Source organism: Oceanobacillus sp. FSL K6-0127 (genome assembly GCF_037983385.1).
Classification (GTDB): domain Bacteria; phylum Bacillota; class Bacilli; order Bacillales; family Amphibacillaceae; genus Oceanobacillus; species Oceanobacillus profundus.
In genome coordinates this window covers 1906406-1920860 of record NZ_CP150287.1, presented here as the reverse complement: position 1 = coordinate 1920860, position 14455 = coordinate 1906406, and the positions used below count along the sequence as shown (strand labels likewise).

16 protein-coding genes and 1 riboswitch are annotated in these 14455 nt (G+C 37.5%); of the genes, 2 read left to right on the top strand and 14 right to left on the bottom strand.

Annotated elements, in window-relative coordinates; all coding sequences use genetic code 11:
• The first annotated feature begins 69 nt into the window (after positions 1-69).
• Entirely contained in the window at positions 70-942 is an 873-nt protein-coding gene (locus tag MHH64_RS09650) for a cation diffusion facilitator family transporter (protein ID WP_095309713.1), read from the top strand.
• A gap of 57 nt (positions 943-999) precedes the next feature.
• Here the strand turns inward: MHH64_RS09650 and MHH64_RS09645 are convergent, their stop codons facing one another.
• Complete coding sequence (locus tag MHH64_RS09645) at positions 1000-1293, bottom strand: AzlD domain-containing protein (protein WP_118888694.1); 294 nt, start codon at positions 1291-1293, stop codon at positions 1000-1002.
• Entirely contained in the window at positions 1290-2015 is a 726-nt protein-coding gene (locus MHH64_RS09640) for an AzlC family ABC transporter permease (protein ID WP_240033740.1), read from the bottom strand. Before MHH64_RS09640 ends, MHH64_RS09645 begins: the two co-directional genes overlap by 4 nt.
• 578 nt (positions 2016-2593) lie before the next feature.
• Here MHH64_RS09640 and nhaC point away from each other — a divergent pair.
• Positions 2594-3964: a Na+/H+ antiporter NhaC gene (gene nhaC, locus MHH64_RS09635; protein ID WP_340003150.1), complete on the top strand. Its 1371-nt coding sequence runs from the start codon at positions 2594-2596 to the stop codon at positions 3962-3964.
• A gap of 148 nt (positions 3965-4112) precedes the next feature.
• Here nhaC and MHH64_RS09630 read toward each other — a convergent pair whose 3' ends face one another.
• The 12 genes from MHH64_RS09630 to MHH64_RS09575 all read right to left on the bottom strand — a co-directional run bounded on the left by MHH64_RS09630 (position 4113) and on the right by MHH64_RS09575 (position 14450).
• Complete coding sequence (locus MHH64_RS09630; RefSeq protein ID WP_303448484.1) at positions 4113-4874, bottom strand: cobalamin-binding protein; 762 nt, start codon at positions 4872-4874, stop codon at positions 4113-4115.
• Between the two features lie 27 nt (positions 4875-4901).
• Positions 4902-5657: a type I methionyl aminopeptidase gene (gene map / locus MHH64_RS09625; RefSeq protein ID WP_340003149.1), complete on the bottom strand. Its 756-nt coding sequence runs from the start codon at positions 5655-5657 to the stop codon at positions 4902-4904.
• Positions 5658-6051: 394 nt separating this feature from the next.
• The gene (locus MHH64_RS09620; RefSeq protein WP_340003148.1) at positions 6052-7137 is read right to left on the bottom strand and encodes a transposase; all 1086 of its coding nucleotides are present in this window, start codon (positions 7135-7137) and stop codon (positions 6052-6054) included.
• Between the two features lie 214 nt (positions 7138-7351).
• Positions 7352-7489, bottom strand: coding sequence for a YjcZ family sporulation protein (locus MHH64_RS09615; RefSeq protein ID WP_095309724.1), 138 nt, complete (start codon positions 7487-7489; stop codon positions 7352-7354).
• A 92-nt stretch (positions 7490-7581) separates the two neighbouring features.
• Complete coding sequence (locus MHH64_RS09610) at positions 7582-8325, bottom strand: (S)-benzoin forming benzil reductase (protein WP_095309726.1); 744 nt, start codon at positions 8323-8325, stop codon at positions 7582-7584.
• A gap of 92 nt (positions 8326-8417) precedes the next feature.
• Positions 8418-9788 carry a dipeptidase gene (locus MHH64_RS09605; protein ID WP_303448493.1) on the bottom strand — a complete coding sequence of 457 codons (1371 nt, stop codon included), beginning with the start codon at positions 9786-9788 and terminating at the stop codon, positions 8418-8420.
• 211 nt (positions 9789-9999) lie between these two features.
• Positions 10000-10725 carry a 7-carboxy-7-deazaguanine synthase QueE gene (gene queE / locus MHH64_RS09600; protein ID WP_095309730.1) on the bottom strand — a complete coding sequence of 242 codons (726 nt, stop codon included), beginning with the start codon at positions 10723-10725 and terminating at the stop codon, positions 10000-10002.
• A complete protein-coding gene (gene queD, locus MHH64_RS09595) occupies positions 10722-11156 on the bottom strand; it encodes a 6-carboxytetrahydropterin synthase QueD (protein ID WP_095309732.1) in 435 nt (144 codons plus the stop codon). The genes queE and queD overlap by 4 nt, the downstream gene beginning before the upstream one ends.
• A gap of 88 nt (positions 11157-11244) precedes the next feature.
• Positions 11245-11291, bottom strand: a riboswitch (PreQ1 riboswitch).
• A gap of 187 nt (positions 11292-11478) precedes the next feature.
• A complete protein-coding gene (locus MHH64_RS09590) occupies positions 11479-11742 on the bottom strand; it encodes a hypothetical protein (RefSeq protein ID WP_095309734.1) in 264 nt (87 codons plus the stop codon).
• Positions 11743-12249: 507 nt separating this feature from the next.
• Positions 12250-12654 carry an HIT domain-containing protein gene (locus tag MHH64_RS09585; RefSeq protein ID WP_303448502.1) on the bottom strand — a complete coding sequence of 135 codons (405 nt, stop codon included), beginning with the start codon at positions 12652-12654 and terminating at the stop codon, positions 12250-12252.
• A gap of 140 nt (positions 12655-12794) precedes the next feature.
• Positions 12795-13070, bottom strand: coding sequence for a hypothetical protein (locus MHH64_RS09580; protein WP_340003147.1), 276 nt, complete (start codon positions 13068-13070; stop codon positions 12795-12797).
• Between the two features lie 225 nt (positions 13071-13295).
• Complete coding sequence (locus MHH64_RS09575; RefSeq protein WP_340003146.1) at positions 13296-14450, bottom strand: bifunctional cystathionine gamma-lyase/homocysteine desulfhydrase; 1155 nt, start codon at positions 14448-14450, stop codon at positions 13296-13298.
• Positions 14451-14455: the final 5 nt, after the last annotated feature.

The window sequence follows — 14455 nt, the reverse complement described above, 5'->3', positions numbered from 1 at the left end:
CATGTCTTGCTCTGATAGACTGTTAAAGCTATATAAAAATGGAAACAATTAAATGTGGAGGCATTTAGGATGAATCATTCAGAAAACCTGAAAATGGGAGAAAAAGGCGCATGGCTAAGCATTTTTGCGTATATTACGCTTGCCATTATTAAATTATATATCGCTACAATTGGTGACTCTGCTGCCCTTTATGCAGATGGATTAAATAATATTACGGATGTAATTGCTTCTGTTGCTGTGTTAATCGGCCTAAAAATATCAAGAAAGCCGCCAGATAAGGATCATCGCTATGGACATTACCGGGCTGAAACCGTTGCAGCATTATTTGCAGCTTTTATCATGATGTTTATTGGCGTACAAGTGATATACGATACATTGAAAAGTATGGCTGCCGCTGAAGCTTCACAGCCAAGCATGTTAACAGCATGGACCGCTTTAGGTTCTGCAGTTGTTATGTTATTTGTATATCGCTATAATGCTAAACTTGCTAAAAGAATTGAGAGCAGCTCATTAAACGCTGCTGCACAGGATAATCGTTCAGATGCGCTTGTAAGTATTGGGGCATTTATCGGTATTTGCGGGGCACAGTTTGGGCTTTTCTGGCTCGATCCATTAGCTGGAATGGTCGTCGGAATTATTATTTGTAAAACAGCATGGGATATCTTTAAAGATGCCACACACACACTAACAGATGGATTCGATGAAGAACAGCTGGAAATGATTAAGAAAAGCATTATCAAAGTACCTGAGGTTATAGAAGTCGTTGATGTCAAAGGGAGAGTCCATGGTAATCAAGCATTAATTGAGATCACCATTTTAGTTGACCCAACTTTGAATGTAGCAGAAAGTCACCGCATTACGGAAAGAATTGAAGACTATTTATTTAAAAAGCATCGCATCACACATGCGCATATCCATATTGAACCATATGGGGGAAAATAGGCTTTAGCAAATCATCGCTAAGCCTATTTTTTGATTGTTTGTTGATCAGGAGCTTTTTTAAAATGATAATAAAAAAACAGTAAGAATTGCTCCTAAGACAACTAAAATAATATTTAATCCAAAGTATGCCAGTACAACTGCCACAAGTCCACCTATCATTCCATGATGAGGCTCTTCTGGTTTAACAGACATAATACCAGGAAAAATTAAAGCTCCTAGTGCTGCATATGGTATTGCACTCAACCACTTATTAATCCAAGGACGAAACTGCATTTTTTCAATGATAACAGCAGGAATAACCCTTGGCAGCATTGTGGCTAATGACATCCCAATAATCATCAAAATAATCATGTGCGTTCCTCCCCTAGGAAATAAATGCCACTAAACCCACCAATAATCGTTCCAGCAACGATTGCCCAACCAGTACTCATCCCCAGCTGAACAAATCCTGCGTTGACTAGCATTGCTACAATTGCAATCGCAGCTATTCTTGTTTCCTGTTTAATGGATGGAATGAGCAGTCCAATAAACATGGCATACAATGCGATCCCCATACTTTGACTAAGTTTTTGGGGTATGATATCTCCAAGCATACCACCAAGCAGAGAACCAAAAACCCATGATAAATATGCGCTAGCAAGAATCGTGCCATAGAATAAAGCACCCTTTTTCATGCTTGCTTCTTTCGAATTCATTGCAGAGACTGCAAACGATTCATCGGTCAATCCGAAAGCTAATGGAATTTTCCATTTTAGTTTAATTTTTTTGAGCTGATTCATAAAAGATAAACTCATAACAAAATGCCGGAAATTCAGGACAAAGGTTGCAATAATAATTTCCAATGCTCCTGTTCCAACCGCAAACATATTCACTGCCATAAACTGACTGGCACCTGCATAGACCAAAGCACTCATCAATGTTAATTCTGTTAATGACATCCCTGCTTGCTTGGCTAGAACTCCATATGTAATCGCAACTGGCAAATAACCAAGAATTATTGGAAACCCTGTTGCAAACCCTTTTCGAATCATATGTATAGAAGTATACGAATGTTGTTCTTCTTTTAACACAATGTCTCACAAGCCTCCTCAAGTAAAATAAAACTTCCTCTTTTAGCAGTACTCTATTGCTAGTTGATAAAACATAATAAAGCTAAGGCAGAATATAGTGTCTTCCTCCCCTTTCTCTTGTTTTTGCTCTCGATCTTCGTGGTGATGGGAATTACAGCCTGGTAACGCATATAAAATTCTTTATAGTATAACTGAATATTTCCTAAAATGGAAGGATTCTATCTTATAGGAGGTGTTGACAAATGAAGATTGGAGCATGTATAGTCAATATTACATAATTGAATTACGCAATTTATCCTAGGGATTCGAAGTAGATTATTTTTTAGCAAAGAATAGAGACAAAGCGGGTGGTGCAAGCTTTGGCGGAAAATAGTTGAATTACAAATCCTGTCTAGATATGTGCTGAATGTTAGCATGAACTATTCAAAGGATTGCATACAATGAGCGGGTGAATTGTATTTCACCAATCAGGGTGGTAACGCGGAGTATAGCTTCGTCCCTTTTTTAGGGGACGGAGCTTTTTTGTATTTGGTAACAGCCACAGACCAAGTTTTTTAATATCTTCAAAAGGAGTAAACATCATGATTCCAATTAACCCAAAGCATCAACCTTCATTTATCGAAGCAATTTTCTTTTTTTTACTGATTATCGGTTTAATCAGCTACTTTATCATTGGATTAGAAGCTGTGCCACATATACCTATTTTACTCGGGATTTTTATACTTGTTGCATACGGTTTATTTAAACGTATCACTTTTAAAGAACTACAAGATGCCATGATTTCAGGAGCACAATCAGGTATGGGAGCTATTTTCTTATTCTTCCTTATTGGGATTCTAATTAGCAGTTGGATGGTTAGCGGGACCATCCCAGCACTAATCAATGCTGGCTTCACAATCATTGGCGGAACTTGGTTTTATGGAATTGTCTTTGCTGTTACTGCGATTATAGGCGTAACACTAGGTAGTTCCTTAACGACGACTGCAACTGTTGGCGTCGCCTTTATTGGAATGGCAGGTGCAATGGAAGCTTCCTTAGCAATTACAGCAGGTGCAATCGTTTCTGGTGCTTTCTTTGGGGATAAAATGTCGCCGCTATCTGATACAACCAATCTTGCTTCAACTATCGTTGGAGTAGATTTATTGGACCATATAAAGCATATTAGTTTAACAACGATACCAGCTTTTATCATTTCGTTAATTTTATTTGTTTTAATATCGCCAGAACAAAATACGTCTCTACAAAGTATCGTATCCTACCGTGAAGCATTACAAGCTTCTGGATTAATTCATTGGTTATCATGGATTCCATTGATCGTTCTCGTTATTTGCACAATTATTAAAGTCCAGGCTTTTATTGCCTTAACTGTAAGCAGTTTGGTGGCAACATTTATAGCAAGAATAACAAGTGACCATACTTGGTCAGAAATTTGGGCGTATTGGTTTAATGGTTATACTGGGACTACAAATTTTGAACCGGTTAATGAGTTGCTTTCCAAAGGCGGCATAAACAGTATGCTCTTCACGATTTCACTCGTTATTTTAGCTTTAAGCTTTGGTGGCCTATTATTTGTAACAGGGATTATTCCTACGATGCTAGCCACTTTTCAGGAAAAATTACGAAAAGCACGTTCCATTATCGCTGCAACTGCTGCTACAGCAATTGGTGTCAACGTCCTAATTGGCGAACAATATTTATCCATTCTACTTACTGGAGAAACATTTAAAACGGTATATGAAAAAGCTGGTCTAACTAAAAAGGCTCTTTCTAGATCTCTGGAGGATGCAGGAACCGTGATTAATCCACTCGTTCCTTGGAGTGTTTGTGGTGTATTTATTGCAGATGTACTTGATGTACCTGTTCTTGATTATTTGCCATTCGCATTTTTCTGCCTGCTCAGCCCTGTTATTACGGTTTTATTCGGAGCAAAAACGGCAACATTGAAAAAATAAGTTACTAATGTGTTTCGATTGAACAAAAGCGCGTGGCGCTGAAGCTGGACATGGCTGTTTCGGTAAATATGTAATCCACAGCATTCAAATTTTTATAGTTACCTATCCTCAAAAAAATAATATGAGGCTTTCCCGATAAGGAAAAGCCTCATATTATTTTTGATAACTTTCTTAAGCCTTCAAGCAACCTTGGTGACGGTCTGCAAAAGAGCGATTCTTCTAAAACATGAATATTGTTATTTCGAATTGCTTTCATTTCATTCCAGCCTGGTCGCTTTTTTACTAATTCAGGTCGCATCTTATCTTCTTTTATTCCTACCCAAACCATACAAATATGATCTGGATCTCTTTTTTTTACTTCATCCCAATTTGTTTGATAACTAGCAACATGTTCCGTTGCGAAAATGTTTGCTGCTCCTGCCAATTGACTTATTTCTGTAAGCCAATTTACATATCCCGGAGTAAAAACTGGTTTTGGCCACCATTCCCAATATAAGGTTGGTTTATGTTCTTGTTCGAGTGCCTTTTCTTTATAAGCCTTCACTTCAGCAAGGAATTCGTGAGCTTTCACATCTCCAAGTGATTTAGCATTTAGAGCTTCTCCAACTACTCGAATATCATTTGCTATTTCTTCTAAAGAATTCGGATTCAAAATAATATAAGGGAGCTTTCTAGCATCTAGCTCCTCGATATTCTTTTCCATTCCAGGAACACTTAAAGAAGCTAGTATGAGGTCTGGCTGCAATGCTTCTACTTTGTCCATATCGATGGAAAGATCGGGCCCAACTTTCGGTAAATCCAATACCCTCTTCGGCCAGTCTGAATAATCGTCTACACCAACTAACACATCAAGTTTTCCCAAATATGCTAAAACTTCCGTATTGCTCGGACAGATTGATACAACACGCATAGACAATCGTCTCCCCGTAACGTACTATTATTCCTTGTCTTGATCCGTCGTTAAAAGTGGTCCATCCTTTGTAATTACAATTGTATGCTCATACTGTGCTGAGCGTCCTTTATCAATAGTTCGTGCTGTCCAGTTATTTTCATCCATTTGACTTTCCCAGCTTCCTTCATTAATCATCGGTTCGATTGTGATCACCATACCCTCTTTAAGACGCAATCCTTTATTAGGCAAGCCGAAATGCGGGATATGCGGATCTTCATGAATCGTCGGTCCAATTCCATGCCCAGTGAAATCACGAACAACAGAAAAGCCTTCTCCTTCTGCATAGGTTTGAATAGCATGGCCAATATCTCCAATACGCTTACCTACCTGGGCTTGTTCAAGCCCTTTATACAGAGCTGTTTTCGTGACATCCATGAGGCGTTTTCCTACCCCATCAACTTCTCCAACTGCATACGTCCATGCTGAATCGGCTAGCCCACCGTTAAGATTCACAACCATATCTATTGTAACAATATCACCATCTTGCAATTTTTCTTCTCTCGGGAAGCCATGACATATCTCATCATTAATTGATGCACAAATTGCATACGGATAGCCGTTATATCCTTTCTGCTCAGGTGTCGCTTCCCGTTCAGATAGAAACTTTTCTACAAAATCATTAATCTCCATGGTTGTAACCCCAGGTTTTATCATATCAGCTATCGCTTTATGACACGCAACAAGCACATCACCAGCAGCTTGCATTTGCTCAATCTCACGTTTACTTTTTCGTGTAATCATTGGTCATCTTCCTCTCTTTTATCGTCAACATTACGAACACTTATTGTTAAGTCATTATGGTTAATAACAGGAAATATACAAAATAAATTTTATCATAAAATAAAATTACTTTCAGTAACAGTCTACTATACTATATTATTCAAAACATAAAATTCATGACAAACACTTTCCTTCATTGTAAACCATTATTTGAGACTCCCAAGGCTAAAGCCGCTAGCTCTATACCTAGAGGTTTAACGAGTGGTGGGATTCTTGCATGACTTACCGTTCGCAATCCATTTCTGTTTTTGAACAGCCTGCAAGTTAAGGGGCATCTCATTGCCCCGCCCTGTTTCGTTCCACCCATCTTTGATAGGCGTGTACCAAAACAGGCGGTGTCACTATTACCACGACACTAATTCTTTTTAGATTTCTCCTCGGATAGTCCGCTCACTGCTTTCGAAATATTTATGGCGGCATTTATATCTGCATGGCTTCGGTAGCCACACTTCCTACAACAAAAAGCATTTCTATCCCGATTTCGCTTGTCAACATGTCCACATTTGCACATTTGGGAGGTGTAGGTTGGATTCACATACTCAACCAAGAGTCCTGCCATTTGTGCCTTGTATGCAATAAACTGTTGCAATTGATAATGGGACCAGCGATGCAAAGTTCGACCTGCTTCTTTTTTTGATTTTCTGAAATGCCGGATACCTGTCAAATCTTCCATTCGAATTAGATGAACACCGTTATCCAATGCGAATCTGATAATTTGACGGCTTATCTTATGGTTTGTTTCCTTCACCCAGTCGGATTCTTTGTTTTTCGATTTACGGATAGCTTCAAGCTTCTTCAAGCTGCCAAGTTTTCGCCTACGGGAAGCGAAACGTCTTCTTCGATATCCGAGTTCCTTCCCTGGAAAAAAGATAGAAGTCGTCCCAATAGAACAGGTGGCAAGCTGGCGCATTCCGATGTCAATGCCCATGGTTTTGGCTTGAGCTTGATCGGCTTGCTTTTGTTCTACTTCAAAAGAAAAGCTGATTGCGACAAACCACCGCCCTCTTTTTTCAAAAAGCTCTGTAGTGCCTTGTTTAACCTCACTAGACAAAAGTTTGTCAAGCCATGGCTTTTGATGGTCTTTACAGACAACTGGCACACCAATCCGCTTTTCTTGTGTTGGAAAAGAGACTTTATATAATCTGTTTTCTCTCTCAACCTTAAAGTTTTGATTATTGAATCCACACCACATACGGCGAAAAGTTTTCGTTTTCTGTTTTTTCTTTTTCGATTTTACTGTTTGAATCGTTTGATTGACAACAGCTGCAGGAAATGGCTTATCTGAAAAGTGTTTAAATACTTTCGAAGTAGCTGTTTGAATTCCATCAAAATGCAACAACCAATTTGAAAAAGCGGTATTAATCGCTGTCATTTTTTGGTACATTGCCATTTTCTCTTTTGTCGGTTTTTGTAGCTCCAGCTTAAGTGTGATCGTTTGCACGTTATACACCTCCTGCTTAAATTATATCACGAAAGGGAACGTTTGTGCTGTTTAAGTGTTACTTTTAGATTGGGTTTAAGGGAAAATCTCAAATACTGTAAAGTTTAAAACATGGAATGTATTTGTTTCCAAATAAAAATGCAGCAGGATAACTGCTGCATTTTTATTATGATGACGAAATGCGAAAGCACCTCATCTTATTGTATTCTATTTCTTAGCAGCAGTAGCCACCATAGCCTCCATTGCCCCCGCCTGTATAAGCAGTGCCAATGATTATTAATAAAATAAATAATACGACTAACAAGGCGAAACCGCCAGAGCCGAACTCTTTACCTCCAACATCTTTACTCATTTTTTTCCCTCCCTATTTTCAAGACTACTTTACTTTATGCTGCGTTCATCAAATTGGGAGGGCTATTTACTCATTTTTTTTTCTAAAAATACTTATACATAATCACGCACATGATAAATTTTTCCGTTTTCCACATCATCATCTGTTAAAATATCAACCACTACTCCACCAACTAAATCTGTATCTTTTAGCAAGTTATTATCCTTAAATTCTTTAAACTTTTCCACATCGGCAAATTCATCTTCAGAGCTTGAACGTATTTTCTCTTGCATGTTTGTATCCATAATTCCTGGACTAAACGCGATTATTTTATGACCATTCTTCAATTCTTCCTGTTCAAGTGCAGCAGTTTTCGTATACATGTTCACACTCGCTTTAGTTGAACAGTAAGCACTCCAGCCATAAGATGGCTTTTCAGCTGCACCAGAAGTGATTACAACGCTAATTAACTGAACCCCTTTTTCCGTTGTCTTTTTTAGGAAATAATTTGTTATTGCCATCGGAGCAATCGTATTGAGATTCACATGTTTTGTAAGATCTGTAGTCTTTATATGCATCGATTGAGCAATTGGCTCAACCGTAGCAGCGTTATTTACTAAATAAACCGTTGTCGCTTCCTCCCAGAAAATAACATCGCTAATTTCATCACATACTGAATCCAATGTATTGATATTTGCCAGATCACAAGAGATATGCGTGAATAAATCTCCGTGATTTTCTAACTGATTATTCGTACTACGAGAAAGTCCAATTACATGAATATTTAAATCAATAAACAACTTGGCAATCGATTCTCCAAGCCCTTTCGAGACCCCGGTAACAATGGCATATTTCATTTCCACTCTCTCCTTTTAACGGTTTTTCATATTTTTATTTATCTTAATACAGAATTACCCCGAATCCGAAAAGGAGAAACGGGGTACTTTAATCATTCCTTATTAATTTCATCCCAGTAGTATACGAGTGTTTCCATCCCTTTATCAAAGCTATCTAACGGGAAGCTTTCATTTGGTGAATGCAAGCGATCCTCTGGTGTTCCAAATCCTAATAAAACAATTGGCATATCGTAAATTTCCTCAATCCATTCTACGACAGGAATCGAACCACCCATGCGAATGAAAATTGTTTCTTTATCAAAAGCTTTCGTATAACTGGCAGCAGCCTTTTTAATGAGTGGATGGTTCGGCTCTACTTTATATGCTTTAGAAGATAGTTTTTCTTTTTTCACTTCTAGTGTTACACCTGCAGGAGCAACTTTATTGACATGTGCTTCTAGTAATTCCTGAATTTTTTCAGGATCTTGTCCAGGAACAAGTCGACAGGTTATTTTTGCAGTTGCAGAAGATGGAATTATAGTTTTCGTTCCTTCTCCTTGATATCCGCCATAGATTCCGTTTATTTCAAATGTTGGACGTCCCATCGTGTGTTCTTTAGCCGTATACCCTTTTTCAGATACCGTCTCAGGTATACCAGTTGCTTCAACAAAATCCTCACTTGGAGCTTGTTCCATTAATTTCCTTTCAGCACCACTCAGTGGTTCTACATCGTCATAAAAACCATCTACTGTGATTACTTCATTTTCATCCTTCATTGATGCGAGTATGTGGCTTAATGCGATAATCGGGTTTCTTACTGCACCACCATACATACCGGAATGCAAATCATGATCGGGCCCATTTACGGTAATTTCAATGCCCGTAAATCCTTTTAACCCATATAGAATGGTTGGTTGATTTTTCGCCGCCATACCGGAATCAGAGATAACTGCAAAATCTGCTTGAAATTGCTCTTTCTTTTCTTGTAAAATGTTGTACAAATTCTCGCTGCCAATCTCTTCTTCCCCTTCAATGCATACCTTTACATTGAGCGGCAGTTTTCCTTCGGTTTTCATATAAGCCTCAAAAACTGCCAAGTGCATAAATACTTGTCCCTTATCATCACTTGAACCACGTGCATAAAGGCGACCATCTCTTACCTCTGCTTGAAAAGGATCACTTTTCCATTGGTCTATCGGGTCTACTGGCTGGACATCATAGTGCCCGTAAAAAAGCACTGTTGGGGCATCTTCTCCCGCCCCATTGTACGCAGCATATACAAGTGGATGACCTTCTGTCTCCTGCTTTTCTACCTTGTCAAAACCAATCTCTTTTAAGTATGTAACAATAAAGTCTGCCGCACGAGTTACATCTCCTTTGTATGCACTATCCGTACTCACACTCGGAATCGCCAGGAAATCACTCAATTTGGTTAGCAGACGTTCTCGGTTGTCCTTCAAATAGTATAATGCTTTTTCACTCATTAGACATTCCTCTCCTATCATATTGATATATAGTTTATTTTAGCATAACGGAAATGAAAAGGAATAGTTCGTCAAACTAATGGGTTTCGTTTTAGATATATATTAATAAATAAGGGTACAATTCTTTATTCAAGATTTGCACCCTTAAGTTCAAGATCACCTATTAAAGTTTCACATTCGCTATTGGAAATGGACTTTAAAGGGACTTATATCAAACACCACGTTTATTCCCCCATAAATAAGTGTGAAGCTGTGGCAATACCCGAACGTCGTTCAATTCTGAATTATTCATTACAAGGTCAACCAATCGTTCGTATTTTTCAAGTAAATATGGTAACAACTTATCCTGTTCTACTGTTTCCAAATCATCATTACCCACTTGCAGAAACAATTCTACATCAGGATACCTTTTGTGTATGTTGATGGCATATTGCAAATCTCCTTTCTCAAAGATGACCACCTTTAAACTGAAATTGCCTTGTTGCTTTTCCTCTAATGAACGGATGATAAAATCCAATGTTTCAAAATTTGTAGTCATTCCAGAGCTCGGTGGCTTAGGCGAAATCGTCAGATCATCTATCTTTGTAAACCATTTCTGCCATCTGCTACCTTGTGTTTCCAATGCAACCTTCACCTTATTTTCATGAAGTAAATCTACCAATGTATTCAATTGTGCCAATAATCCTGGATTCCCTCCAGAGATGGTAACATGCTGAAATCTTCCATCGCCCTTTTCAAATAAGGCATCCACTATTTTCTGCGGTTCCATCATTTGAATCGATTCCTTTTCTGAACCGTCCCAAGTGAATTTCGAATCACACCATGAGCAGGAATAATCACAGCCGGCCGTTCTGACAAACATCGTTTTTTGGCCAATGACCATTCCTTCACCTTGAATGGTTGGACCAAATATTTCAAGTACAGGTATTTTTCTCATAATGTTTTCTCCTTCGGTCGGTAAATACAATAGCTTGTGGGCGTTTCCCTTAAATATACCTGAACACAAGTTGGGTTATTCGACAGGGTGTTTAGGTATTCCTTAATGATTTCATATATAGTACGGGCAACCACTTCTGTTGTTGGAAAATATTCAGCGTCCTGGTCGGAGAATTTGGTATCTTCGTTCATCATACGATGATCAAATCGCTTATGAATTAAATCTTTTATTTTTTTAAAATCTACCAAAAAACCTGTGTGATCAAGCTCGTCTCCAGCAATGGTGACATTTGTAAAATAGGTATGCCCATGCATATTTTGGCATTTCCCAGCATCCTCATGTGGTACATAATGAGCTGCGGCAAATTGAAAATCTTTATTTAGTTCATATGCATAGGGATGTTCTGTAACTGGATAAATCTGTTGCATCATGAATCATCACTCCTTCGTTTATTTTGTATCTTTGGGAGCTTGTATCCATCCAAATAAAAAAAGGACAACACTAAGAAGATGCTGTCCATGCTCCTTAGTTTTTTATAGAGGGATGGAATTTCGAACCTCTCCTGCCAATACGCAGATTCTATTATTCACTTACCATCTTACTTTACCATATCTTTTGTTTAAGATTAAAGAATACATGTCAACATAGAAATGAATTCATTCATGGTATAGCAAAAAACGTTTCAAAGGAAAAGACGATAACCGATGATCGTCTTGTTTAACGTTTGCATCAGTTTACTATAATAATAGACAGCTAAAAATATAAGAAATATGTAAAAATAAGAAATAAAATTGAAGATACAATAATTCTAATCCAACTCAATTTTTTACTTATCCCTGCTCTTTTTTCTAAGTAATTTATATAACTAACTGTTAATATAAAACCAAAAAGTATAATTGCATATCCTAAATTATCATTTTCTTTAATCAAATACCTCATTGCAGCTATAGCAACGAGTATAATGCCGATTGTTCCCAAAGTCATATTGAAATAAAGAGCTTGTTTATTTTCCTTCAAAACTACCCTTCCCTCTAAAAAATTCCTCAGGTATATCCCTTTCAATTACTTAACAACCCCGCCCCGCAAACGATAAAAAGCCACTTCTCTAATTGAAGAGTAGCAACAGATCGTTCAATAAGAATTATTTATTTTTTCTCTAATGCCTTTACACCTCTGATTAGCCAATACAAAGCTATCCAAGGTAAAACAAATTTAGTAATCCATTCAATTAAAACAAATAAGAAGAAACTTTCAATGTTAAAAAACGGGAGAATTATGAAAAGTACTACTAAAATGGCACCACCAATGATGAAAATATTCATCGGATTATCACCTCTTCCATAGGTAAACTAATCTTTAATTTGGAAAAATAGTATCTTTTGAATAGGTAAACAGCCAAAATCTAACCTCTTTTCGAAAATAAATCTTTAACAAACCTATTACTATACTTCAATAAGACAGAGCCGGTGTCCTTTTACACTAAACCTACACCGTTAGTACCATTGCTACCATTTGCATCATAACCTAATAACTTTTCCTTAGATTTTCTTTACTTTTAACCATATGCCTTATTCCTTTACCTGCAAGTGGTTCGTCTTTAAATCTTGGTATAATGTGGAAATGGGCATGAAAAATATGCTGACCACCTACTTCACCACAGTTCCAACCAAGATTATATCCTTGAGGTTCGTGTTCTTTGTCTAAGTATTTTTTTACCTCTTGAAGAAGACTGTAAGTTGCTGCCCATTCATCCTGGGTTAAGTCAAATGCAGTTTCTCTATGATTTTTAGGAACAATGAGCCCTGCTCCTTCAAGTAGACCAGCTTTTATTTTTGATTGGTCTAATTGTAAAAAAAGACAATGTTCATTACTCAAAACAACTTTTTGTTTAGGTTCTGAATAGGGGTTACAAAAAACACACTTTTCCATGGTAATCTCCTCATTTTTTATTTCTCTTCTTAGTTACTTCTACATAACCCGATTCCAGCACATATTTATTCAGTTATAGCACCATCATTTGAAGAAGCATTAAATGGCATTAAATGAAACTTATTAAACAATCGTGCCATTTAATTGAAATATTCCATACTGCGGGTCAGTAAAAAATAAAAAGCAGCAGCTACTAATAATAAATTAACGATTGCTAACTTCTTCATACCTTCTTTTATACATATAACCAAGCCATATAAACTGCTAAACATCCAAAAAGCTATCAAAATTATCCAACCCAAATGGTCATTTCTATAATCGTCATCGAAAAACATTGTTATTGCACCTATAATTAAAAAGATAAGCAAGGTGTTAGTCCCAACTCTTAAAGCTTTAGTTGTTTTATCACTTTTCAATTTATCCCCACTTTTTTTGCGCTAAACTGCCAGTTACATTAAGAACAACATTTCACAAAATTATCTTACCATATATTAATAATCTTTTAAAAAATTCAATAATGTCCTCGTTATTTTAATAATAAAAACCGTCTGAACTAGACGGTTTTGTTTGTTAATTTATTAGTCAATCTAATGTGATTTGAGTTGTATTTTTTGTCAATACAACTCAAAACGGAACCACATTTAAATGAGTTGTTCCTGTTTATTGCTTAGTGCTATTTTTAAATCATCAATCAAGTCATCAGCATCCTCAATTCCAACCGATATACGAATTAACCCATTGGTGATCCCAAGCTCTTGTCTACGCTCAGCTGGAATTGAAGCGTGTGTCATTTTAGCCGGAACAGAAATTAAGCTCTCAACAGCTCCAAGACTTTCGGCTAATGTAAAATAGTTTACCTTACCAAGTACTTCATCTGCTTTTTCAGCACTTCCAACATCAAAGGACACCATGCCGCCAAACCCAGTTGTCTGCTGCTTCGCAATTTCATGTCCTGAATGAGTCTCGCGTCCAGGATAATAAATAGTGGAGACACTCTCGTGTTTTTCCAGGAACGAAACGATTTTCTTCGTATTTGCCTCAATTGCTTCCATACGAATAGCCAACGTCTTAATCCCCCGCATAATAAGCCAGGAATCCTGTGGTCCAAGTACCGCACCAACTGAATTTTGGATGAAATGAAGCTTTTCTGCAAGTTCCTCTGTATTTACAACCACTAATCCAGCTACTACATCACTGTGTCCTCCAATATATTTCGTTGCACTGTGAAGTACAATATCTGCTCCTAAATCTAATGGCTGCTGCCAATATGGTGTTGCAAATGTATTGTCCACAATTAAAAGAATATCATGCTTTCTGGCAATCTCAGCCATCTTTCGAATATCCGTAATTTTTAACAATGGGTTTGTAGGTGTTTCTACAAATATTGCCTTTGTATTCTCTTGTATAGCAGCCTCCACTTCATCTGAAGAGCTTGTATTGGTAAACGTATGCTCTAAATCAAAACGATTAAGCACTTTTGACATCAAACGATAAGAGCCACCATAGACATCATCGGTTAATACAACATGATCTCCAGCGTTAAATAACATCATAACAGATGTCATGGCACCCATTCCTGAACCAAAAGCAAAGCCTGCCTTACCATTCTCAAGGTCGGCAATGACTGTCTCCAGTGCATGACGAGTAGGATTGCCTGTTCTTGAATATTCATATCCACGATGCTTACCTACTTCATCCTGCTTATACGTACTTACTTGATAAACCGGCACAGAAACAGCTCCTGTTTGTTCATCTCCCGTTATACCGCCATGAATCATTTTCGTTTTTGCACGCATGATTA

What these genes read in the sequence shown, in the direction of transcription:
- queE (WP_095309730.1), bottom strand. Translation starts at nt 10,725, where the DNA reads ATGAGAAAAATACCTGTACTTGAAATATTTGGTCCAACCATTCAAGGT.
- nhaC (WP_340003150.1), top strand. Translation starts at nt 2,594, where the DNA reads ATGATTCCAATTAACCCAAAGCATCAACCTTCATTTATCGAAGCAATT.
- MHH64_RS09615 (WP_095309724.1), bottom strand. Translation starts at nt 7,489, where the DNA reads ATGAGTAAAGATGTTGGAGGTAAAGAGTTCGGCTCTGGCGGTTTCGCC.
- MHH64_RS09630 (WP_303448484.1), bottom strand. Translation starts at nt 4,874, where the DNA reads ATGCGTGTTGTATCAATCTGTCCGAGCAATACGGAAGTTTTAGCATAT.
- map (WP_340003149.1), bottom strand. Translation starts at nt 5,657, where the DNA reads ATGATTACACGAAAAAGTAAACGTGAGATTGAGCAAATGCAAGCTGCT.
- MHH64_RS09650 (WP_095309713.1), top strand. Translation starts at nt 70, where the DNA reads ATGAATCATTCAGAAAACCTGAAAATGGGAGAAAAAGGCGCATGGCTA.
- MHH64_RS09645 (WP_118888694.1), bottom strand. Translation starts at nt 1,293, where the DNA reads ATGATTATTTTGATGATTATTGGGATGTCATTAGCCACAATGCTGCCA.
- MHH64_RS09605 (WP_303448493.1), bottom strand. Translation starts at nt 9,788, where the DNA reads ATGAGTGAAAAAGCATTATACTATTTGAAGGACAACCGAGAACGTCTG.
- MHH64_RS09610 (WP_095309726.1), bottom strand. Translation starts at nt 8,325, where the DNA reads ATGAAATATGCCATTGTTACCGGGGTCTCGAAAGGGCTTGGAGAATCG.
- queD (WP_095309732.1), bottom strand. Translation starts at nt 11,156, where the DNA reads ATGATGCAACAGATTTATCCAGTTACAGAACATCCCTATGCATATGAA.
- MHH64_RS09585 (WP_303448502.1), bottom strand. Translation starts at nt 12,654, where the DNA reads ATGGAAAAGTGTGTTTTTTGTAACCCCTATTCAGAACCTAAACAAAAA.
- MHH64_RS09575 (WP_340003146.1), bottom strand. Translation starts at nt 14,450, where the DNA reads ATGCGTGCAAAAACGAAAATGATTCATGGCGGTATAACGGGAGATGAA.